At 40.3% G+C, this 24516-nt stretch carries 16 protein-coding genes; 3 read left to right on the top strand and 13 right to left on the bottom strand.

Features of this window, described 5'->3' with window-relative positions; translation table 11 throughout:
• Positions 1-39: 39 nt before the first annotated feature.
• From ACHFIZ_RS09315 to ACHFIZ_RS09265, 11 genes are all read right to left on the bottom strand, one after another.
• Positions 40-990 carry a hypothetical protein gene (locus ACHFIZ_RS09315; protein WP_410885104.1) on the bottom strand — a complete coding sequence of 317 codons (951 nt, stop codon included), beginning with the start codon at positions 988-990 and terminating at the stop codon, positions 40-42.
• Positions 987-2174 (bottom strand): M20 metallopeptidase family protein, encoded by a 1188-nt coding sequence (locus ACHFIZ_RS09310; protein ID WP_410885102.1) that lies wholly within the window; start codon positions 2172-2174, stop codon positions 987-989. Before ACHFIZ_RS09310 ends, ACHFIZ_RS09315 begins: the two co-directional genes overlap by 4 nt.
• Positions 2164-2619 carry an SPOR domain-containing protein gene (locus ACHFIZ_RS09305; protein WP_410885100.1) on the bottom strand — a complete coding sequence of 152 codons (456 nt, stop codon included), beginning with the start codon at positions 2617-2619 and terminating at the stop codon, positions 2164-2166. Before ACHFIZ_RS09305 ends, ACHFIZ_RS09310 begins: the two co-directional genes overlap by 11 nt.
• 14 nt (positions 2620-2633) lie before the next feature.
• Complete coding sequence (gene secA, locus ACHFIZ_RS09300; RefSeq protein ID WP_410885098.1) at positions 2634-5945, bottom strand: preprotein translocase subunit SecA; 3312 nt, start codon at positions 5943-5945, stop codon at positions 2634-2636.
• Between the two features lie 126 nt (positions 5946-6071).
• Positions 6072-6374: a hypothetical protein gene (locus ACHFIZ_RS09295; RefSeq protein WP_410885096.1), complete on the bottom strand. Its 303-nt coding sequence runs from the start codon at positions 6372-6374 to the stop codon at positions 6072-6074.
• Between the two features lie 64 nt (positions 6375-6438).
• Positions 6439-7218 carry an NIPSNAP family protein gene (locus ACHFIZ_RS09290; protein WP_410885095.1) on the bottom strand — a complete coding sequence of 260 codons (780 nt, stop codon included), beginning with the start codon at positions 7216-7218 and terminating at the stop codon, positions 6439-6441.
• 7 nt (positions 7219-7225) lie between these two features.
• Positions 7226-8497, bottom strand: coding sequence for a phosphoribosylamine--glycine ligase (gene purD, locus ACHFIZ_RS09285; RefSeq protein WP_410885093.1), 1272 nt, complete (start codon positions 8495-8497; stop codon positions 7226-7228).
• A 27-nt stretch (positions 8498-8524) separates the two neighbouring features.
• The gene (locus ACHFIZ_RS09280; protein ID WP_410885092.1) at positions 8525-9595 is read right to left on the bottom strand and encodes a mechanosensitive ion channel family protein; all 1071 of its coding nucleotides are present in this window, start codon (positions 9593-9595) and stop codon (positions 8525-8527) included.
• A gap of 30 nt (positions 9596-9625) precedes the next feature.
• Complete coding sequence (locus ACHFIZ_RS09275) at positions 9626-15796, bottom strand: MG2 domain-containing protein (protein ID WP_410885091.1); 6171 nt, start codon at positions 15794-15796, stop codon at positions 9626-9628.
• Between the two features lie 174 nt (positions 15797-15970).
• On the bottom strand, positions 15971-17719 hold the full coding sequence (locus ACHFIZ_RS09270; RefSeq protein WP_410885089.1) for an alpha-L-rhamnosidase: 1749 nt from the start codon (positions 17717-17719) through the stop codon (positions 15971-15973).
• A gap of 8 nt (positions 17720-17727) precedes the next feature.
• A complete protein-coding gene (locus ACHFIZ_RS09265; RefSeq protein WP_410885087.1) occupies positions 17728-18828 on the bottom strand; it encodes a glycoside hydrolase family 105 protein in 1101 nt (366 codons plus the stop codon).
• A 260-nt stretch (positions 18829-19088) separates the two neighbouring features.
• On the opposite strand from ACHFIZ_RS09265, the gene ACHFIZ_RS09260 reads away from it, so the two are divergent.
• Entirely contained in the window at positions 19089-19616 is a 528-nt protein-coding gene (locus ACHFIZ_RS09260; protein WP_410885085.1) for an OmpA family protein, read from the top strand.
• A gap of 122 nt (positions 19617-19738) precedes the next feature.
• On the opposite strand, the gene ACHFIZ_RS09255 is transcribed toward ACHFIZ_RS09260, so the two are convergent.
• Positions 19739-20884 (bottom strand): redoxin domain-containing protein, encoded by a 1146-nt coding sequence (locus ACHFIZ_RS09255; RefSeq protein WP_410885083.1) that lies wholly within the window; start codon positions 20882-20884, stop codon positions 19739-19741.
• 98 nt (positions 20885-20982) lie between these two features.
• A complete protein-coding gene (locus ACHFIZ_RS09250; RefSeq protein WP_410885081.1) occupies positions 20983-22164 on the bottom strand; it encodes a formimidoylglutamase in 1182 nt (393 codons plus the stop codon).
• A 76-nt stretch (positions 22165-22240) separates the two neighbouring features.
• On the opposite strand from ACHFIZ_RS09250, the gene ACHFIZ_RS09245 reads away from it, so the two are divergent.
• Together ACHFIZ_RS09245 and ACHFIZ_RS09240 are read left to right on the top strand one after the other, a co-directional pair.
• On the top strand, positions 22241-23215 hold the full coding sequence (locus tag ACHFIZ_RS09245; protein WP_410885079.1) for an NAD-dependent epimerase/dehydratase family protein: 975 nt from the start codon (positions 22241-22243) through the stop codon (positions 23213-23215).
• Complete coding sequence (locus ACHFIZ_RS09240; protein ID WP_410885077.1) at positions 23212-24510, top strand: HAD-IB family phosphatase; 1299 nt, start codon at positions 23212-23214, stop codon at positions 24508-24510. Before ACHFIZ_RS09245 ends, ACHFIZ_RS09240 begins: the two co-directional genes overlap by 4 nt.
• Positions 24511-24516 lie beyond the last annotated feature (6 nt).

The raw sequence follows: 24516 nt of genomic DNA, 5'->3' as shown, positions 1-24516 counted from the left end.
TAGGCCTGCCGATTCGCAGCGCAGTACGAAGTTAGAAAATTACTTGCCTTTTCCAAGCCGATAATCCTTGTGAACGATCAAAAAGCTGGCGCGTTCTTCCTTTTTAAAAGGGTAGTCCCAATTACCTTGATACGTAATTTTTGTAGGCAATTTCTCTCCTCCGAAGTAGCTCATCTCAATGTTCATCTGCACATCAAAATCGAATACTATATTGCTGTACTTCATATCTACGTACCTACCTAAGATGGCAAAGTTTCGTTTGTCGAAGATGGTGGTCAGGGTCTTGATCATCAGACCATTTCGGGTACTGTTACTAATGTCTTTTTTTACGGCAACCTTGAATCTGTAGACAGGGATTGAATCCAGGTAGGTACCACTGTCATACGAGTAATCGTAATACTGACGCATGTTTGCGGTAAAAATCTGTGTTTTATCCCCTATGAACGGTAGTCCTTTGATTGGTCTTCCTGGGCTAAAAATCAAAGTCTTCAATTTGTCTTTATAGCTTTCGTTGGTTCCTTTTCCTTTCGCACTAGTAGTCATTGGCTCATCGGTCACTAAATCCGAGTTGTATGGATTCATGAAAATGTAATCAAACATTTCAACTGTATACAACTGATACTTACCGTTTTTCTTAAACAACTTACCGACATCTTCCTTTGCAAGGTATTCCATCTTGTAAGGCCCATCGTTATTATGTCTGATCTTTCTATAGATCTTTCCTTCTACCTTATTACTTTTATCGTAAGTATAAATTCGATTCTCAGCTATGAAGGTATACTTCTTCATATTTCTGAAAGACTGATAAAAACTCTCGTCGGTTATGATGGCATTTATAAAGGTTTCTATCCCAAATTTCCTGGCGGTTATCTTTACAGTCGAGTCAAGTTCAATGGTCTTGATCGTATCGGGGTTGAAACGGTCTATAGCCTGCCCGAAACCGGGAAGAGTGAAAATAATCATCAGTCCTGAAAGAAGAAGCTTTCTCAATTTCCCAATTGTTTTAATGCGACATATGCCATCAATCCTGTCGAAACCTTTAATGCATCTTCGTCAATATCAAACTTTGGTGTATGTACAGAATACATGGTATCTTTTTCTTCATTACCTGTACCCAACCTATAAAAACAGGCATCGGTAACCTGAGAATAATAAGCAAAATCTTCCGCAGCCATCCATATATCTAAGTCTACAACGTTATCTTTCCCTAAATAGTCTTCTGCATGAGCACGGGTATTTGCGGTCAATTGTGGTTCATTGATCAGGAACGGATAACCATTCATGATTCTAAAATCACAACTTCCACCCATACTCTCTGCAATACCTTCCGCCATCTTCTTCATCAGACGTTTCGCTTCCTTTCTCCAATCCTCATTCAATGTCCTGAAAGTTCCTTCCATCTTCACCTCATTTGGAATAATATTGGTAGCCCCGTTAGCCTGAACTTTACCAAAAGAAAGTACAGATGGTAACCTCGGATCAGCATTGCGACTAACAATCTGCTGCAGCGCAATGATAATATGGGAGGCAATCAGTACTGGGTCAATATTTTGGTGTGGCTGTGCGCCGTGACCACCCTTTCCATGTACAGTAACGTACAGCTCATCCGTTGAGGCCATATAAATTCCGGAACGGAAACCTACTTTACCGCTTTCGATCAATGGCATTACATGCTGACCAATTATTGACTGTGGTTTAGGATTATCTAACACACCCTCTCTGATCATGATACTTGCCCCTCCAGGCAGTACTTCCTCTGCAGGTTGAAAGATCAATTTGACAGTTCCGCCAAACTCAGCTTTTAAACTATTTAGTATGAAAGCAGTACCTAATAGCGAAGAGCTATGTACATCATGTCCACAAGCATGCATGACACCTGTATTTTTGGAAGCATAAGGTTTTTCGTTTGCCTCTAATATAGGCAGGGCATCCATATCGGCGCGTAATGCGATAACTTTATCAGAAACTAAGTCCCCCTTAATTAATCCCACCACTCCAGTATTGGCCATATCTGAAAATGGTATACCCCATTCTGTCAAATGACTTTTAATATAGGCCGACGTTTCAAACTCTTTATACGAAAGTTCTGGATTCGCGTGAATGTGCTGACGAAATCCAACTACTTTCTCAAAAATTTCACCTGAAAGTGCCTGAATCTTTTCTTTATCTATCATTGTTGTAATCTAAACTAGGAGCATTTATCTTCTCTCTGAAAATGAAAAGCGTAGGGAAGGTTCCACGAAGTTCATTCATAAACTTTTGAGCGTCAAGCCTGGTTCTAAAATCACCAACCCTTAAATAATAATTGGGCTGCTTAAAGGTAATGTATGTGTTGTGAGAAGGATAGAGTCCATTAAACTTTGCTTGCTGACTAAATACCTGTCTCCGGTCTGAACCATAAAAAACCTGGACCCGGTATCCCATTTGAGCTACAATAATTCCGGGCTTAGTAATTACCCCCCCAGCGCTTGGGGCGCTGGAGGGTGTAATACTCAATTGAATTCTCTTTGCAATTAAACTATCAATTAGCGGGTCTTTCTCAATGGTTATCCTACCTCTGGTTTGCGCAAACAAACTAGCAGAAAAAAAACAACACAATAATAAAAGTCCAAACTTCATCAATAAACTACGATTTACAGACCTGCACCATGGCAGTTTTTATATTTCTTACCACTTCCACAAGGACAAGGTTCATTTCTTCCAATAGTAACTTCTTTACGAACTGGCTGCTGAGGAACCGGCTCACGGGTATCTTCCAATTCAGGTATACCCGTACTGGTAGACTGCGCGAATTCTGGCTTTGAAGTTCTGAGTCTGTTAGCAGGAGGACGTGGAGCCTGAGCTTCTCTTACATCTCCAGGATCTGTTTCTACCGGAATACCTCCTTTAAATAAGAAACTTACCACCTCTTTGTTAACTGCATTCAACATGTTCTTAAACAAATTAAAAGCCTCCATTTTATAGATAATCAAGGGGTCTTTTTGCTCATATACCGCATTCTGAACCGACTGTTTCAAATCATCCATCTCACGCAAGTGTTCCTTCCAAGTTTCATCAATTAGCGCTAGTACAATTGTTTTTTCGAAAGATTTAGTGATTTCTCTTCCTTTATTTTCAATTGCTTTCTTTAACCCCACAGGAACCTGAACGCTTCTGATACCATCAGTAAAAGGAACCAGGATCTGCTCTATCTGCTCACCTCTTTCATCATATACTTGTACCAAAACTGGCATCGCCTGATTTATGATTGCATCAGATTTTCTTGCATAAAATGCAGTGACCTCATCAAACAATTTGTCTGTTAGGGTATGTATATTTCTTGAGGCAAATTCAGCTTCATCTATGGTTGTATCTGCAGAGAAGTTTTTGATAACTTCCAGCTTAAAGCCTTCATAATTTCCTGCTTCTTTATATTCTGTAACGATATCCTCAGCAACGTCAAATGCCATATTGCTCATGTCTACGTCAAGACGCTCACCAAATAATGCATTTTTGCGTTTTGAGTAGATAACCGAACGCTGTGAGTTCATCACGTCATCATACTCCAATAAGCGTTTACGAATACCAAAGTTGTTCTCTTCTACTTTCTTTTGCGCACGCTCAATGGATTTGGTAATCATTGAATGCTGGATCACTTCTCCATCCTCAATACCCATTCTTACCATTACGTTAGAGATTCTCTCAGAACCAAACAACCTCATCAAATTATCCTCTAATGAAACAAAGAATTGAGATGAACCAGGGTCACCCTGACGACCAGCACGACCACGTAACTGTCTGTCGACGCGACGAGACTCATGGCGCTCTGTACCTACTATAGCTAAACCGCCAACTTCTTTGACGCCAGCGCCTAACTTGATATCCGTACCACGACCGGCCATGTTAGTGGCTATAGTAACCTGTCCTGGTTGACCAGCTTCGGCAACAATATCAGCCTCTTTCTGGTGCATCTTAGCATTCAGCACGTTGTGCTTGATGCCCCTGAGTTTAAGCATGCGGCTTAGCAGTTCAGAAATCTCTACAGACGTAGTACCTACCAACACTGGTCGGCCTGCTTCTGTCAACTTAACGATCTCCTCTGCAACTGCATTGTATTTTTCACGTACAGTTCTATACACATAATCCTGGTGATCTGATCTGGAAATGACACGATTCGTTGGAATCTCCACAACATCTAATTTATAGATAGACCAGAATTCGCCAGCTTCAGTAGTTGCAGTACCCGTCATACCACAAAGCTTGTGGTACATACGGAAAAAGTTTTGCAAAGTAACTGTAGCATAAGTCTGTGAAGCATCTTCTACTTTCACGTTCTCTTTCGCTTCAATCGCCTGGTGTAACCCATCAGAATAACGACGGCCATCCATGATACGACCTGTTTGCTCATCTACGATCTTGATCTTGCCTTCATCAATGATATATTCTACATCGATCTCAAATAACGTATATGCTTTGAGTAATTGGTTTACAGAATGAATTCTTTCTGCTTTGATAGAGTAATCACGCATCAAAGCATCCTTTTGAGCAATCTTATCTTCGCTACTCAAATCAGATTTCTCAATTTCCGCAATTGAAGTGCCTACATCTGGCAACACGAAGAAATTCGCATCTTCGCCAGACTTGGTGATCAGCTCAATACCTTTTTCGGTAAGTTCAACCTGGTTATTTTTCTCGTCGATATAGAAGAACAATTCGCCATCAACTTTGGGCATATTCTTGGACTGATCTGCCATATAATGGTTTTCAGTTTTCAACAACGTTTGTTTATTACCACCCTCACTTAAGAATTTGATCAGGGCTTTGTTTTTCGGTAAACCACGATGCGCACGCAATAATGCTAAGCCACCTTCTCCTTCCTCAGTTCCGGATTTACCATCATTCATTAATTTCTTAGCTTCATTTAAGGCTCGGGTCACATATTCCCTTTGGGCAGAAACAAGCCTTTCAATACGCGGTTTAAGCTCATGGAATTCATGCTGATCTCCAAAAGGAATAGGACCTGAAATGATCAATGGAGTACGTGCATCATCAATCAAAACTGAATCGACCTCATCCACCATCGCAAAGTGCAGCTTGCGCTGAACTAGTTGATCTGGTGTTTGCGACATGTTATCCCTTAGGTAATCAAATCCAAACTCGTTATTTGTTCCATAAGTAATATCAGCAAGGTAAGCATCTCTTCTTTCCTGTGAGTTCGGCTCATGCCTATCGATACAATCAACTTTCAATCCGTGGAATTCAAACAATGGACCATTCCACTCAGAGTCACGTCGTGCCAGGTAATCATTCACTGTTACAATGTGAACCCCTTGTCCGGCAAGGGCATTCAAGTAAGCAGGCAATGTACTTACAAGTGTCTTACCTTCACCTGTAGCCATCTCTGCAATCTTACCATTATGCAACACGATACCCCCAATTAATTGTACATCATAATGAATCATGTTCCAAAGCACCTCAGTTCCGGCGGCGTCCCATCTGTTTGCCCACTGCGCCTCATCGCCTTTGATCGTCACATTTCCTTTTCTGGCAGCATAGTCTCTATCAAACTGAGATGCTGTTACTGTTAAGAACTCGTTCTCAGTGAAACGTCTTGATGTCTCTTTTACCACAGCAAAGGCTTCAGGCAAAATCTCCGATAATACCATTTCTAATTCCTTGTCGCGGTCTTTTATCAACACATCGATCTGATCGTAAATAGCGGTCTTCTCTGCCAAGGCCAATTCTTGATTGTCTCCATCAGCTTTTAATCCGCTAATTTTACCATCGATTTCAGTCAAAGCTTTCGCTATAACTTCTTTAAAGTATACCGTTTTATTGCGCAGCTCATCATTGCTAAGCAAAGACAACTTAGCGTACTCTTCATTTATTTTCGTGACTATAGGCTGGATAACCTTAATATCTCTTTCTGATTTGCTTCCAAAAATCTTGGTTAAAAATCCTAACATGTTCTATATTTTGTATTTAATGTATTATTATGTGAAAAACAGTAATTACGGCAACTGTCTACTCCGACCGAAGAACCAGAATATTAGTTGTCTGATGCATACTTGCATACTTTGATCAAATCAGCGCTAAGGACTGTTGTTTTTTGGTGTTTCTTTTACAGTAAGATCAGCGATATTTTGATTGTAGACACGATATCCTTGCTCTGATTGCTGTGGAGCAACGCCAATTGAGGTCAACTCACTGTAAGACAAAAAGAAGGGATACCTTGGATCATCAGGGTTACTCTGACTGAAACAAGTAGTAACAGAACTGGTTAGCTGTTTATCGCAGTACTGTCTGTTTAAGATCCTTAACCCTTCAACACGCTCCGCCCTTGCCAATTGCGTAAGGCTGAAAAATACGAGGGATAAAGTTACTATGTGTCTCATCTAAGGCGCAAATCTACCTGTAATCTTTTATATATAGAAATCTGAGCCAGTAAAAAGACCTCTGCTAGATATCAGAGTAGTCTGTAGGATACAAAAAAGTAATCGTGCTTTTGGATACCGTGTTCTTGTATTCTTCCATTGCCGACAATGTTTTCCATTGGCTATCGTTGACAAAAGCATCCCAATGCTTGTCCCTGTCCGCTTTATTTGCAAAGGTTGTCATGTACATTAAATTAGGCATTCTTGATCCTGCTATTACAGATCCATAAAAAACAGCGTTAAAACCCAGACGTTTGAAAAGACCGATTTCGTCACCAGTATTAAACATCTTGACCTTGCTTTTATATAGCTTCTCTGTAGGCCCTTCATAACTTCTAAGTTCGTAAACACGCTCAGCTTTGGATGCAGTAACAGCAGAAAGATTGAAGCGCGGGCTCATTTCGAAAGCATTAATCAAGATCGTTTCGATTCGATCGTAAGGAACCATATTATAAGCAGCATTTAAGTAACCAGCGCCTACTTCATTATAAATTTTGTCCTTATCCAGCTTTAGCTCTGTTTTCACTATGTCGTCTGCAGATTTGTATGGAACAAGTACGTAGATAAGTAATTCATCCTTTTTATCTGCCGAGGGAGATTTAATGTTTTTAAATACACCAGCTTTCGAAATACCTGCGCGGTGAAGTGCCGGTAGATAAGCTTTTTCCAAATAGCTTTCTACTACAAGCTCTTGCTCTGCATTTTTCAAATGATAGATTTTGATCTGATAAAGATCTTTTGAGGCAGAAAATGCCTGGGAAACGATTAGGACCATAAAGGTCAGCGCGATAGTGATTTTTTTCATGTGTGTTTTAAATAAGGTCAAAGCCAATGTCTTCTCTAAAATATTTACCGTCAAAATATATTCTTGCAGCATCGGCGGTCGCACTCTGCAAAGCTTCGAACTGGGTGTCCTGCAAGCTGGTGATAGCAATCACCCGACCTCCATTAGTCTTCACAACGCCGCCTTCCAACGATGTGCCGGCATGGAAAGCGGTAGACTTCCTGATATTATCTATACCTGTTATCGCCTTACCCTTTTCGTAGTCTCCCGGATAACCCCCGGCTACTATCATTACTGTGGCCGCAGTCTTTTCGCTTACGTTCAACTGGTAATCCATGAGCTTCTTATCCGCTACTGCTTGAAATAATTCTACCAGATCGTTCTCTATCCTTGGAATTACGCTTTCTGTTTCGGGATCACCCATACGGCAGTTGTATTCGATGATAAGCGGGTTGTCTCCTACTTTGAACAGACCAAAGAAGATAAACCCGGTATAATCAATACCATCCTTTTTTAATCCTTCAATCGTGGGAATGATGATGCTATGTTCTACCTCGTTTAAAAATTTCTCATCGGCAAATGGAACCGGAGAGACTGAACCCATTCCACCAGTGTTAAGTCCACTATCTCCCTGACCAATCTTTTTATAATCTTTTGCTTCTGGAAGAATCAAATAATTTTGGCCATCTGTTAATACGAAAACTGAGAGTTCTATTCCTGTTAAGTATTCCTCAATAACAACCAGCGAACCGGCGTTACCAAACTTTCCTCCAAGCATGAGTTTCAATTCTTCTTGAGCCTCAGCAACAGTTTCACAAATGACAACTCCTTTACCTGCAGCGAGGCCATCAGCTTTGAGCACTATGGGTAGAATGTGGCTATTTAAATAGTCCAATCCTTGCTGTAAGGTTTCAGTGGTGAAAGATTGAGAAACTGGAGCAGGAATGCCATGGCGGACCATAAATTGTTTAGAGAAATCTTTGCTTCCCTCCAAAATTGCGCCTTCCTTTTTTGGTCCGATCACATGAATCTGGGCCAATGCTGCATCAGCCAAAAAGAAATCATGAATACCATTTACTAAAGGTTCTTCAGGACCAACAACGACCATCTCAATGTTCTCCTTTAAAACGAGTGCTTTAACCGCCTCGAAGTTATTTGGATTGAGGTTTACATTCTTTCCGAAAGCACCTGTGCCTCCATTTCCAGGAGCGATAAACAGCTGTGAACACAAGTCAGATTGTGCAATTTTCCATGCAAAAGCGCTCTCTCTGCCCCCTGATCCTAAAATTAAGATATTCATGAAGCAAATATATAGGATTTAATAAGACTAAGCATCCTCTCCTTTCAAAGTTACTCTGTTCTTAGGCAGAGCCTCAGGAAAATAATCGCGTATGTAAGAGATCATTTCTTCTCGGACAATACAGCGCAAATCGAATGCCTGAGAAGAATTTCGTGCGCTTATTAGAAATCTGACTTCTATGCTGCCTTGTTTGGTATCCGTAATCTGCACCACGTTAACCCTTTTGTCCCACAACGGACTGGAGCTAAGTATTTCCGTTAGCTTCTCTCTTAGTGGCTGAATGGGCGTATCGTAGTCCAGGTACAGAAATACGGTTCCAAGTAACTCTGAAGATCCGCGTGTCCAATTCTGAAAGGGCTTCTCGATGAAGTATGTTATGGGAAGAATCAAGCGCCTCTGATCCCAAATATTCAATACAACATAGGTCAATGTGATTTCTTCGACGCGACCCCATTCCCCCTCTACAATTAAAACATCATCGATACGGATGGGCTGTGTAAAAGCAATTTGAAATCCTGCCAGTAAATTCCCCAGCGACTTCTGTGCGGCAAAACCGATAATGATACCCCCAATTCCTACACCTGTGAGTAGCCCTGTTCCAATCTTCCGCATGCTTTCGAAACTCAAAAGCACCACCGACATGGCTATGATGATGATTACTGAAACTAAAAATTTACGCACAAACTGAAGTTGTGTTCGAACCTTTCTCTCTCTTAAATTATCTTCCTTATTCAGATCGAAATGAAGGTGAAGCTGCTCCTCCATGATCTTCATGATTCGTACTAATATAATTGCAAAATTGATGATTAATGCGATTTCAATGGCTTTGTTCAGTCCGTTAAAATATACATCATCCATCTTCATGTAGTCCAGGCTGCCATTCACAAACACGAGGGGAAGGAAGGACGTAATAGGACCGCCAAGGTATTTAATGGTAGAATGAATGAGGTGTAGGGGCCAGAATTTAGCTAATAAATTAAAGACTGCTCTCACCAATACTTTAGCGAGAAGTCCCAGCAGGATCGCTAAAGCTCCAATAATCAAATTTTGAAGTAAATGTGGCAAATGGTAGCCAAAAATTGTATCAATTTGCATCATAATTATTAACAAATCACCTAACGGTTTGTTTTATTTCACAGTCATCCTCAGTCCCTCAGAATGCGTAATGTACTCTGGTGCATACATACTTTGAAGGCTGGTTACTCCGTTTGAAAAGTTACCTGAAATGTTTACCCTCAGTGGATATTCGAACACATAAATCCCTTTCGGCATATACCCGATGAAGAAGTTGCTGGAAGCATCTTTAGTACTTTCATAATACCCAAGTCCATCCTGATATTTATACTGAGAAATCACATTTATAGGTTCAAACCCAGCAGAGCGCATATCTTTCAAATGCAAATACTCCATTGGCCTGTCGCAAAGAATCTCTATTCTGACTTTGAGCAGGTCTCCCATTTTCAGAATATTACTTGAGCTCAGTCTGGTTAGTAAAGGTCCCCTAACGGTTTCAGTCTGCAAAAACAACTCTTTTTTAATAGTTATACCAGTTCCTGAGTTTGTGACTTTATCAGCTTGTTCGAAATACTGCCAGTAAAGCCCGCCCCAAGCGATGGACTTGTTATTGTTCTTGATCGAAATGCTTCCCATCTCAGGCTTAACTTTTGGTCCCTCAACTATGATTTTCTGATATCCGGTTCCGGCTTCTTCAACCGGAGTTGCTAGCCCGAGTTGTGCGGTAGTTTTGCCGCCAATTGTGATCTCTGGTGCTGCGGATTCATTTACTAAATCGGATCCCCGCATCAGTAATGCATAACACGCGGCGGTGGTCGCTTTAGTAGTCCGCCAGTCATTGGCTTGTTTATTCTTCAACAACCATATTTTCATTTCTTCTACAGCTACAGCATCATTTGCTACCTCATCAAAGACTTCGATCATCAATGCCTGTGCTTCGACCGGACTCTGATACCACCACCAGCCTAATCGGTTATCGGGCCAGAACATTCCTAGTTCCTCGCTCTGTTGTATGCGCTCTTTTAAAGAATTAACAATTTTCATCGCCTCCAAGTGTCTGCCATTTCTATGCAGTACTAGTGCAGCTAATCCTTGTTCGTAAGTACTCATTTTTAACCAGTTGGCGGTTACCTGTCGCATACTTTCATTTAAAGCATCCCTGAATACCTTTACTTCGTTGATCTGTTTACTGTAACTTCTGGCATACAAATAATGAAGCGGCATCGAGTAGAAGCCTTTGAAGGGACTCTTTGTCGTGAAATCCGCACTAAATTGGCCATCGAGATAGATCAATGCCTTGTTTAGCATACCACTAAATGCTGGATAGGTTTCCTCATCTATCAACTTCAAATACTTCAATTGCGACATGTTCAACACAATCTGCTGGGTGATGTAACGATCTTGCACCATCCCCTTAAACCATGAAAATGATCCGTCTGCATTTTGCAGGCTCGTTAGTTTTTCGAAGTTGGCTTTCAACTCTGAGCTCATTCTATTTAAGTTGAACAAAACCCCAAGACGCTTTTTCCGTTCTCCTTCATCTCCAGCATTCCTAACCCAGGGTGTTTCTTCCAGAAGCAAGGCTTTCAATTGCGCGTTCTTTTCCAAATTAGAACTTAACAAATTGCTTTCAGACTTTTGCCACACTTCAAATACCGCTTTAATCTTCGGAGAACTGTTCAAGATACCCGTCGCAAAACTATTTGCATAAAACCTACTCATCGTCTGTTCGGCGCATTCGTAGGGATATTCCATTAGATAAGGCAGTGCTTGAATGGCGTACCAAATTGGATTATCAGTGAACTCTAGTGTCAAACTTTGATTGAGGATAGTTGTTGAATTCCCGGACTGCAAAAGTTTATCCAGTGTAAAGGTTTTACTCGTGTTCCCCCGAACGTTCAACGGAATGGCCTCCGTAACCAATATTGAATTGGTCAACACAGGAACCGTGCTTTCTTCCCCATCACTATACTTCCCAGATTCTGCAACAACTTTATAGGTAATAGCACTGACTCCAACAGGAATAATCAAGGGCCAGTTGAGCACGAAATTATTTTTATCACTCAACTCAAAATTCTGTGTAGCTTGGGTTTTTGGTGCAAAGATGCTAATCACATTTCCGGTCACTGCGTCACGCAGTTCCAAATAAGCCTTTCCTCTAAGCATTTTACCAGACATATTATTTAGCTTGGCAGCAAGTACAATGGTATCTCGTTCCCTAAAGAACCTTGGCGCATTAGCAGAGATGGCAAACTGTTTTTGTGTAATCAATTCTCTACTGAAGTATAAGGTTTCAAATGCTTTAGTATGCGCGAAGCCCATCATCTTGTAACGCGTTAAAGACTCTGGAATGGTAAATTCTATATCTATTTCGCCGGCTGAATTGGTTCGCAATTGCGGATAAAAGAAAGCACTTTCAGAAAAATTGCTTCTAGGTATAATGCGCCCTAAAGACCCGGGATTACCTGGGTCGATCCTGTTAGGAAAACCATCAGTATAGGAATTTTGTATATTTAAACCTGCAACTTTTCCCTGCAGAAGTTGTTCCACATTTCCTACAGGGACGTCTACAACTTCCTTTCCCGAAACAATGAAGGTCGACCCGGTGGTAACTTCTCTCGTTCTTTTGACATAGCCCCTAATTACCACCTCGCCTAAACTATTTATGATCTCTTTTAGTACTATGTCATGCCTTTCCAACTTAACAACATTTATCGTCTGAGTCGCAAAACCTGCTGAAGTAAAAGTTACCTGATCTCCAGCGTTTGCATTGATAGCATATACGCCAAATTGATCAGTACTTCCCGCCAATTTATAATTAACCATGATTTTGACATAAGGAATTCCGTAACCTAAATCATCCTTAACCAACCCATAGAATTTACCTGTATTCTTGAATACCTTTACTTGCTCCAAGGCTTTTTTCAAGGAGCGCTTAAGCACTTCAACTTTAACGCCTTCTAAGAAATTAGCGAAACTGAAAATTCCATCGGCATAATTGGAATAACTATACGTATTAAGTCGTTCATATACTTTAAAAAGAATATTTGGTGTGTTACTGCGGTTTAAAAAATATACACCACCCAAATCTCCCTCAGTATTAATATCTACCTTCCAACTCTTAACATTAGTGCTACCCCTATTATTGTAAAATCTATAATCCATTGGATTCAACATATCTAAAGAAGCATCGTACAATGTTGCGGCCAGTTCCACCATCTTCTTTTCACCTGCCATGTTTGTTATTCTCAACTTCCAATTATCCTTTTCCCCTGGTTGCAGCTTGTCTCTAAAGCTTAGAAATTTAACGTCTAGCTCTTTTGATGGATCGGCTACATACACTTTGCTTTGCCACTGGTGCCACTCCCCATCCTGCACCATCATAAAGGCAACATTAAAAACATCGCCATAACTCTCCTTAACAGGTACTTTTAAAATAGTCTGTATTGGAGATGCTTTGACCCAGCCATGTTCTACAACTTTTTGTTTAGCCGTAACTTCATAGTAGACATTTGTACCATCCCTAAAACCAGCTACCCTGAACATGGCATCTTCACCAAGGGTTAGCTTTTCATTTTGCAAGACCACCCACTCTGATCGGACCAGTATATAATCTGGTTTTTCATCAAAGACACGGTAAACCCTTGTATAAACCCCGGTATCTAAGGCTTCACTGACTGCCGTAACGATCCTTCGATAATACCCAGGCTTTAGATGGCCCTTTTTAATTGTGAATCGGATCTCCCCATCCATTGTTGTAATATTCTGTTCGAATGCTAAACTTGTTGCTTTCCAATTATCCACATTATCCGAACTGCGGTATTCCCAACGCAGGGAATCTCTTTCGAGATTGCGGGGCGGTTCCAACTTCAGCCACTTTATCTGTACTTCTGCTTTAACGGCATTGCCGCTGTTTGTGTGAACATAAAGGGTTGTCTCCCGCGGCTTTTCAAGAAAAATTTCTTTTGAATCATTGGGCACACCAAAAGAAAGTCCCTTCTTATTGACCTGCAAATATTTATTCGCCATCCTGGTTTCCCCCGATAGGTCGATCACCTCTACCGAAACATTGTATTCACTATAGCCATTGCCAATCTCATCCTTACTTAAAGGGAAAAATGCCACTTTAAAATTACCAGCCCCATCAGTGTTTGTGCTTCCAATAGCTATACTACGACTGCCCCAATTTACCTTATATTTTACTGTTACATTTGCTATTGCATAACCAGCATAGTTTGTCGCGACACCGTTGACTCTTACGGTATCATTATATAGATACTCTTGCCCCGTGTTTTTGAATTTCACTTCAAAAGTCGGCCTTTTATACTCTTCTACACGTACATTTACAGAACCGAAGTCTGTGAGTATTTTCATTGTGCCGTTTAACTTGCCGGTTGGAATGATAAAAGACCCATGAAAGGATCCGTATTCATTGGAAATATGCTCCTTTGTGCTCAGATCATCATTATTTACATCTTTGAAGATTAGTGAAACTTTTTCGGATACTGTGATCGAACTTTTATGGTCTTTTTCCTTTAATACGATTCCTTTATAGAATATAGTTTGACCAGGTCGGTAGATGGGCCGGTCAGTAAACAGAATAATCTTTGTCTCCTCCTCTTCTTCACTACTATTACCATAAAACGTTTTTATATCTAAATAAGTAGAATCTCCATCCAAGGTCACCAATACTTCATCTTCACGTTGAGAAAAATTGCTGGCACTTGCGAAACCATCAGAGTCCGTGAAAATTGCGAGGGACTTGTCGCCGTTTTTAACTTTTGTATTCGGGAGCTTCTCGATTTTAACACCTTTTACAGGCAGACCGCCTACGGACTCTAAAACCCTATATTCGGTTCTATTTTTCGATAACGTGCGTTTACTAACAACCAGTCCACTAACCTTAAATTTTATGAATCTGTTAATAATTCCTTCATTAAGGGTATCAAGAATGGGTTTGTTTTGAACAATTAAAATGTATTCACCAACTGGAAGACCTCCAATAGTATCCGATAAGTAATGTCCGCGGTGGTCATCAGACAATGGTGTTAATCTGCTCCAACTACGCATAGGAGTAACCCGCTTCAAGAACTGAGTGTAATTTGTGACTATTCCCAAATTTAAAACAGCTGCTTCTAAGGAAGTTAAACGATATACACTGAGATACAGCGAGTCCATATTTTTATAGTTATACAAAACATCTATAATTTGTCCAGGCGCAACAAATCCCCTTATTTTAAGGCTTAGCTGCAGGCCTCTTATTTGCGTCAATAAGAACTGAGCGCTGCTAGCACCAGACCCTTTAGGATAAGCCTTTATCGCTTTTCCTGCAAGTTCAACAGCTACCTTCAAATTATTCACACCCTTATCCATTTCCACTTTATCATTTCGATAAAGCAGGGCGATCTCGTACAAAACATCTGAATAAATTTCGGTGCCTTCAGATCTTTTTAGAAGCTCATTGAGGGAATTATAATAAGGACGATTCTCCAGAAACCCGTTTGCATCTTTATGAAAATACTTCAAACGTGCCAGTTCTGCATCACAGTACGCCGCTTTGTTACCGTTTTTTTGGTGATAATTTATGATATTTTCGAAAATCCCTTTGGCTCTGTTTGCAGACTTCACCTCGTCTTCTGGCAAACTACTCAAAATATTTAGCCTCGAATCCCTGAAAATAGGCAAGGCACTATTAGCTAAAAAATCATAGAGTGTTGGTCGTAAATACCGTGTAGACTTATCACCTATCAACACCTCCTCAAAGTTGCTTATGGGTGAATTTTGAAGTAACGTAACTTCAGATAGTGAACTCATGTAAAGGCCGGTTACTTCCGACAATAACTTTCGGATTGACCAAGTCTGCACGTCATTCCCAACGTCACCATCTACTTCAGTTCGCAGACTAATTTTATAATTATTTCGAGAAAGGTAATTCCAATACGTTTCGGCCAACAAAGACTGCAAAATGCTTTTTTCGGGCTGTTTGGCAACTTGAATATCCTGACGAAGCAAATTGATTTGACTGACAATGTCATTCCCATCAAGATAGGTCTGAAAAAGCCGCCGATACATCACAGCCTTGATTACCATGACAGTATTTCCCTCCTTCCTGGCTCTCATATTCAGCCCGTTTATCAGTTCAAGGGCAGGTTTGGCTTTCTGATCGGCAGCTAGCAAATCTATCCGCTCGAAAACATCATCATAACTGGTTTTTTGTGCAAATAATCCTGAGCTGCTAAACATCAAGATTAGAATCAAAGCTGCAAATCGGAGAACATGTTTCATAATTAGCTTCTAATTTATCAATTTACTCGTTTGGTGATCACAAAACCGAAGACCTTATCAGCTACACCATAGAGTTGCAATCCTTCAGCCCCAATAATTTTGAGATAATAATTCGGATCATTTCGAACTATATATAAATTTCCTGCTCGACACAATGAGAGCATTTTCCATAATTTAATTTTTAATAATACGAACTTCCTTTGGCGCAGTAATGTCAGACTGCACCTTTCCGTTGGCGAGCTTTGTATGCTTTACCCTAACTATTCCATATTTTGTGGGGAAGGCTCCTTCAGCAAACTTCAAATCTCCCAAATGTGGAACAACTCTGATTGCTTTACCACCAGCTTCTACAACTGAGATTCCCAGCACATGTTCTGTTAACCATGGTGTTGGTCCGGATGCCCAACCATGCGCTAAACTATGTCGGAAGCCGATGTAACAGTAGGCACCGAAATCCCCGTGAATGTCCTTCATTCCTGCCGGGACAAGCTGATCAATACCTGCAGCATTTGGCAGCCAATCCATATTGAAATCTTCCCAGAACGTAGTCGCGCCAAGCTTCAGCATTGCTCCCCAATAAGTACGGATCACATCCATGGCCTGTTGGTAATTGCCTCCCTTAGCCATCGCTTGAAGCATATAGTATCCGTAAAAAGTAGAGAAATTTTTAGCGCGACCATCCAACAATACCTTGTTGGCACTTTCGTTAGACATCAGCCCGGCAAGTGAATACAATGCCGCGGCTTGTTTTGACCCATTAATATCAGGAATATTTTTCTTCAGGCGTTCCACAGCCGCTCGATATTTAGCCGCCGCAGCGTCTTCCTTTAATACCACACACATTTCGGCTCCCGCATTCAACGACATCACCATCAAAGCCTGTAATCCCGCATGAATCGCTGGCTTATTTTCGCTCGATGGCCAGTCCAGAAACTTGCCTTCGAGATTTTCTGTATTGTCATCGCCTATTTTGGTCACCAGTAGATCTAGCAATTTGACCATGTAATCTTTTTGTTCTTTTAAATAAGCGAGGTTACCATTGTTTTTATAAAGATCACGGTGGATAATTATCCACCACATTGAGTATGCACTGATTCCATTCATCCACTGGGGTAAAGGTGTGATGTCACGTGAAAGGTCAAGACTCTTCGCAACCACTTCGTTATAACCGAATACGGCATTGATTGTGGTGACTTCTGGATGCATATCACCCACCCAAACTAACCTATCACGTTTAACACCGTCCCAAAGATAATCCTGCATGTTCAGGTGAACCGTATAAGCTCCCGTTTGCCAGATCTTATTTAATAACGTGTCACTGCTGTTAAAGGATCCCAAATAAGGAATATCCCGATATACCGCCATGGCGTTAACCTCTTTCAAAATTACCGTGGCGTTAGTATCCACTATATCAATTCTAGCAAACCTGAACCCTGAGTTTCCAAACTCAAGCTTTCCAAGCCATGGTAAGGCAGTCACAAAATCACGAAGCGCATGGTCATTTGTAGCACTTGAAGAATTCACGTCAGACATGGCCTCACTTACGGACTCGCCCAGTCTTATTCTAACACGAACCGGCTTATTTCCTGGCCATATGCCAGTAACCAGTTGAATTCCGCCATGAAGCTCTTTCCCAAAATCCAATAAAATGCCCGGCTTAGTGTCTTTATCGCTTTTTAGAACACAAAGGTTGCCTGAATTCAAATCAGCTTGGCCATTACCCTTTTTCAACAAACTCTCGGCATTTGAAATGCGATCTCCAATTTCGCTTTTCCAGACAATTCGTACTGGATGAATTCTTTCTTTAACGGTTGGTTCCAAGATCGGCTTTGCTGAAATTTGAGCATGAGCATTGGAGGGTGTTAAACTGCTACAAACTGTGACACAAAATAAAAGTGCTTTCGATATTCTGAGTGATGACATAAACTGATTTATTTTTTATTCAATTGATACAATTCGCTACCTGCGAGCAAGAATGCACCTACCCCATAAACGTTGGTGCTATCGTAACCGGCAGCCCCAGGCTGATCTCCTACTTTTTGTACATAGCCTAGCTTCCCGTTGGGATGAACTGAAGTGCTTAATGCCATCCAGGCCTTTTCTATAATTGGTAAATATTTTTTCTTAGGCAGCAACCCCTTACGTATTCCCCAAGTCATTGCATAGCAGAAAAAGCCAGTCCCGCTCGTTTCCTTTTCACTGTAACTTGCCGGATCAAGTAAGGAAGCATGCCAACTACCGTCTTCCTGTTGCAAGCTAGCCACTTTCTCTGCCATCTCAACAAACTGGCTTTCAAACTTCTTTCTATTAGGGAAGTTTTTAGGCATGTTATTCATCATGCGGACGAGCCCACCCATTACCCAGCCATTTCCACGTGACCAAAATACATTTGCTCCATTGTTTTCTCTCCTATCAAAAAAGCGACTATCGCGATAGTACAAATGGGCCTTTTTATCATAGAGATATGCTGAAGTCTTCCACCAAAGTGTATCTGCCTTCTTCAAATATTTTAAGTCTTTTTTTGCAGTAGACAAATAGGCTAGCGATGGTGGGCCCATAAATAAGGCATCACACCAAGCCCACTCTCGTAGGTTGATATTCGGAACTACTTTTAAAGGCTCATTAAATTGATGGGCAACTATAGTATCCGCAAGAGCGACCCATTTATTGATCATTTTTGGATCTTTATACTCCAAATAAAGCTGCGTATACAGCTGAGCAACGCAATAGTCATCGGCGAAAAGTCGGTTCCGGCCCATGTCCCAACGATTGCTCTCACCAATGCCGTACAGAAAATCATAATATACTTTGTCATTATCAACACTTTTCAGCGCCATCATACCAGCATAAAGGGCTCCATTTTCCCAGTTTGTCTTAGGAATTTTCACTTTACCCTCTTTAAATTCATTGATCTGCCAGGCTCCGACCTTTTTCATGTTCTTCAATATGGACTCCCTGGCAAGAATGGAACTTTGAGCTGTCGCAACATTTGAGTAAAGGGCGGTAATGCATATTATTAGAAATCTGATCATTAGTTTATTATTCGGCTTTTTAAACCTAGGAATAATTATTCAAAAAAAAGCGTTTGTAATAACTTCGTGAGAATAAATATTAATTTCGAAGAATATGATGGAATTGAGAGTTTATACTCTTGAGGATATAACTAAAGATCCAAGACGTAAGAAAACATACTTAGCTTCGTTATATAATCACAATGTTACAACATTTATGGCGCGAAATATGGCTAAACATTTTATGATTGCAAATAATTAAATTTAAACAAACAACACAAATGAAATTAACAAAAAGTATCTTACTTCCTGTATTATTCGGGCTATTGAGCATCTCGCTCTTTTCCTGTAAGACAAAAAAACTAGCTGCTAAACCTGTACCAGCACCCACAGTTAAAGAGACGCAAGTAGTGACTAAACAACCTGAAACTCCTCCAGTTCAAAAAGTAGAAGAACCAACGCCTATAGAAAAACCGAACTTTAACTTCAAAAATGTACAGTTCGAGTTTAACTCGGATGTTCTAAAAACTTCCTCCTACGCAATTTTAGATAAAGTGATTGCGGAAATAAAGAAAGAGCCAACTGCGAAGTTTGCTTTAAATGGTAACTCTTCAGCAGAAGGTTCAGCAGAGCGTAACATGTCTCTTTCTGTAGACCGTGCAAACTCTGTAAAAACCTACCTCGTTAACGGTGGCCTAGCTGGAAGTAATTTTACAATTAACGGTAACGGAGAGTCCAAACCAATTGAAGACAATAAGACTGAAGCTGGTAGAATCATAAATAGAAGAGTAGAAATAACAAGAAATTAACGAGGAAACCGCTCGAAGCCGATTCCAAAAGCAAAATTATCTTCTCAGAAGACGCCTTGGAATGTTTGCCCTCCTTCAAGGGCAAACATTCCAGCGGATGAAGAGAACGGTGATTTTGCTCGTTACTTAGTACCCCTATTTAAAAGATCTGCTAATTTCTTTTGTAGCTCCTCACCCCTAATGTTTTTAGCGACAATCTTTCCAGTGGGATCAATCAGATAATTGGCAGGTATAGCCTGGATACCATATTGTTTAGCTACCGCATTGTCCCAGAATTTTAAATCCGACACGTGTGTCCATGTCAAACCATCCTTTTCGATAGCTTGCAACCATGATTCTTTCTTACCCGGTTGATCCAAGGAAACACCCAACACGGTGAAATTTTTGTCCTTATAAGTTTTGTAGGCGGCAACTACGTTCGGATTTTCTGCCCTGCATGGTCCGCACCACGAAGCCCAGAAATCAAGCAAAACATATTTGCCTTTGAAATCAGATAGCCTCACCGGCTTATCATTCACATCATTTTGTATGAAATCTATAGCCATCTGACCAACTCCACTTATATTGGCTGCCTTAAGCTGACCTGCAATGGTTTTTCCTAATACACTATTCTTAACATTTGGGGCAAAACGCTCAAACTCAGGAGTCAGTTTAACCGCATCAATATCATACCCCATATAGTTCCTAAATGCTACTAAGCCGATATAATACTGCGTATTGTTAAATGCAAATTTACGGTTTACATCAGTCATCTTACTACTAATTGCTTCGGCGCGAGCATTCAAACCATCCATAAATGCTTTGTCTTTTCTCTCCTCCAGACTCTTACTCATGTACTCTATGTTTAAAGCATTCATCTGAAGGGTGTAGGGCATCAAACTTTCTTTAAGTCTTTGGCTGTCCCAATTCACCCAAGATCCTTTGATCTTAGCATTCTTAATGGAATCAGCCGATGAAACAGTAATAGCTGTATTTTCAAGATAAAATGCCAATGCGTCAATTGCCATTCTCTTTTCCGGATTAGCAGGAACTGCATCATGTTTGATTCTAATCGTTGCAGACGTTGGAGAGGTAACATTACCACTAAAAGTAAATTCTCCATTTTTTAGAACAGTAGAATCAAGAACTTGTTCTGTACCCGATCTATAACTTAAATAAGCTTTGGCAGGAGCATTTAGAGAGCCTACTTTTCCTTGCAAAGTAAATTCCTTTTGCGCAAATGAGGCAATGGGCAGTAGGCACATCGCAATAAAAACAATCCTTTTCATATATTTTCAATACTAGAGTATAACTTATAACTACTACATACGTAGTAAAAATCAAATATAACTAGTTAACGATTTAAAGATAAAGGATAAGTGTAAAATTATAGTAGTTTTTGAAACGTTCTCCACCATAAATCAGGCATTTCACCCGTTACTGCTGTGGTATAGTCTTCATAGCGGCAAGGCACCAGGTGAAACCGCTCATTTTTGGATACCCCTGTTGGATAAGGAACCTGCATCCACCAGCGATCAGACTTCTTGCTTTTTACAAACAACATCTCCCCAGATCCATCATTTAAACTTGCTCTGTAAATGAGGTATTGAGATTTTGGAGTGAGTGGAAAATCTTTCTTACGATTGTAAAAGCCGTCCATGAAGTACCAAACAATTTGTGCTAGCAACATAGCTGTCTGCCCATTCTGATCAAAAGCAGGGTTGAATTCATAAAACCCAATTGAAGTTAATTTATCACTCATTCCTGCATAACGTGAAATTCGACAAGCTTGTTCGCCATAGAAACCGTTGGGACTGGAATTAGCGTTGGCTCCCGCATCTGATGAACGTATGGAACCAATATCAAAACTGATCATGTTCGCATTGCGCACAATCGGTTCAGCTAAAGCCATGTCGTCGCTAAATTCTCCAAGCCTATGCACGTCGAAATACAACTTACTCATGACCTTAAGACTGTCCTGATTTACAAAATAGGTTTGATAACCAATGTTGCTAAAATTAAATAAGTAATTGGGCTGATGTAAAAGGATCTTGTTTAGATAAGTGTCAGATTTAGCAGATAATCCATCTTGATCTTCTTCATCTAAATCAAACTTACTATCAATAACCACCAGATCTACTTTTTGCTCCAGCAACTCGTAAGCAAGATATTGTGCGTAAGTAAGGTCTTGTCCGCCACCAATAATTACCGGAACGATGTTTAATTTAACAAGTTCAGAAACCACCATTTTCAATGCCACATACGTATCAGAAATAGATGCGCCCGCTCTAATATTACCCAAATCAACCAATCTGGTAAAATAAGGCCCCTCATGTAAAGTATAGAATTGTTCTCTAAAATAATCAGGAGCTAAAGCACATCCTTCATTGTTAACTGCAGCCCTGTCGTCTTGAACTCCTACTATAGCCATATCGTATTTATCTTCTCCAAGATCCGGAAAACTATCTTGAAAAAAGGTAGCCTTCAAACCTAACTGGCTGGTGTAGAAACCCGCTTTAGGCGTAAATTTTTCAAGGTTTACCGGCGAAAAAAAATCGGATAAAGACATATAGCACTTAAATGTATGGCCTCAAATATCTATTTTTGAGCTCATATTTTTGATAAACAGCCCTAAAAAAAATGAAATGATATTAATTACAGGGGCTACAGGATTTTTAGGATCAGAATTAGTTCATCAGCTAACCAACCAGGGCAAAGAAGTACGTGCCCTTAAGCGTGCGCAATCTGCTATACCGGCGCTACTGAAAAACAATACAAATATAGAATGGTATATTGCCGACATCCTGGATCTTGCCACTCTGGAAGATAGCTTTGAAGGAATTCACCAGGTTTATCATTGTGCGGCATTTGTATCTTTCAATCCCAAAGATAAAAAAAAGCTGCTCAAGACAAACATTGAAGGGACAAGCAACATTGTAAATTTATGTTTATCAAATCAAGCAAGACTCCTTCACGTCAGTTCTGTAGCAGCACTTGGTAATGCTAAAAAAGGCCAACTTATTACTGAAAAGGATTTTTGGGAATATGATGCGAAGGCTCATAGCTACGCCATTTCAAAATATGAAGGAGAGATGGAAGTTTGGCGAGGTATTGCAGAGGGGCTGGATGCTGTAATCGTTAATCCCTCGGTAATCATAGGCGCCAATTCAGGTTTTTCCGGTAGCGGGGCAATATTTGAATTGGTCAAAGAAGGGCTTTCCTATTACACACGAGGTGCTACCGGAATCGTGGATGTTGCAGACGTTGCAAAAAGTATGATCGCGCTTATGGAGAGTGCAGAGCAATCAAACCGTTTCACCATTTCAGCAGAGAATTATTACTATGAAGAATTCTTCAGAGAAATTGCTGATGGCTTTGGGGTTAAGCCCCCCTCAAAAGAAGCTACACCATGGATGTTAAGCATTGCATGGAGAGCAGCAAAAGTAGCTTCCTTTTTCACATCTAAGACTCCAGCGCTAACCCATGACGCAGCTAAGAGCAGTATAAATGAAAGCCTTTATGACAACGAAAAAATCAAACTCACAACCGGAATACAATTTAAACCCCTAAAGCAATCCATAAAGGAAACCTGTGAGGCGTTAAAAACACATTTAAAATGAACCAAAAAAATTATTACATCATTGATTTCGATAGCACATTTACGCAAGTAGAGGCGTTAGATGAGCTGGCCCGTATATCTCTAAAGAAACACCCTGATAAAGAAGCAATATTTCAAAAGATTGAAGAATATACTAATCTCTCTATGGAAGGAAAGCTGTCTTTTAGCGAAAGCCTTGCACAAAGGGTTAAGCTTTTAGAAGCCAATGAAGACCATCTAAAACAATTAATTACCAGGTTAAAGAAAAAGGTTTCTGCGTCTTTCTCCAGAAATGCAGCATTTTTTAAAGCACATGCTGATGAAGTTCTTATCATTTCTGGCGGCTTCAAAGAATTCATTACACCTGTAGTAAGTCAGTATCATATTAAAAAGGAAAACATCTACGCCAATACCTTTGTCACAACTGGGGATGGGAATATCATTGATTATGACCACGCTAATCCATTAAGTGAAGAAGGCGGCAAAGTAAAGCTCGTTAGTCAAATGAACCTGGAAGGTAATTTGTACGGTATTGGCGATGGATATTCCGACTTCCAATTAAGAGAAAGTGGTCTAATTAAAAAATTCTATGCCTTTACTGAAAATATTTCAAGGGCCAGCATAGTTGAAAAGGCTGATCACGTTACCCCTAGTTTTGATGAATTTCTATATGTAAATAACCTTCCAAGGGCTATTTCATACCCAAAAAATAGAATTCTTTGCTTGGTAATAGGAGATGCGCCTACCGAAAGTCTGGAGATGCTGAAGAGAGACGGATTCTCTATAAGGCATAAGGCCACATTTGAAGAAAAGTACGTAGCTGATGTCCATATGATGCTACTTGCCGATGGCGAAAAGATCGAAGCAGAGAAATTGGAAAGAGCCTTAAAACTTAAAACAATAGGATATCTAGGCAGTGCGAAAACTAAGCTGGACATTACTGCATGCACTCAAAAGGGAATAGTGGTGTTTGACGACCTCAAACAGAATCCCCGACATGCAAACTTTATCCCGAAAAGAATGATTGATTTCATGAACACAGGAACTACATACCTTAGTAATAATTTCCCTAATCTGCAGCTACCAAGAATTGACAAGTCACATCGCCTAATTCACATTCATAAAAATGTACCAGGTATCATGGCTCAGGTAAACACCGTTTTCGCTAACCATGATATCAATATCGTAGGGCAATTCCTGATGACGAACTCAGTTATCGGATATGTGATTACAGATATCAATGCACAATATGATGATCAAGTGTTTAAATCTTTGAAAAAGATCGAACATACGATCAAATTCAGAGTTCTTTACTAACCAATA

Origin of the sequence: Pedobacter sp. JCM 36344, assembly GCF_046546555.1 — a bacterium.
Taxonomy (GTDB): domain Bacteria; phylum Bacteroidota; class Bacteroidia; order Sphingobacteriales; family Sphingobacteriaceae; genus Pedobacter.
Note: the sequence above shows the minus strand (reverse complement) of the source record. Positions and strands in the feature narration are given on the sequence as shown.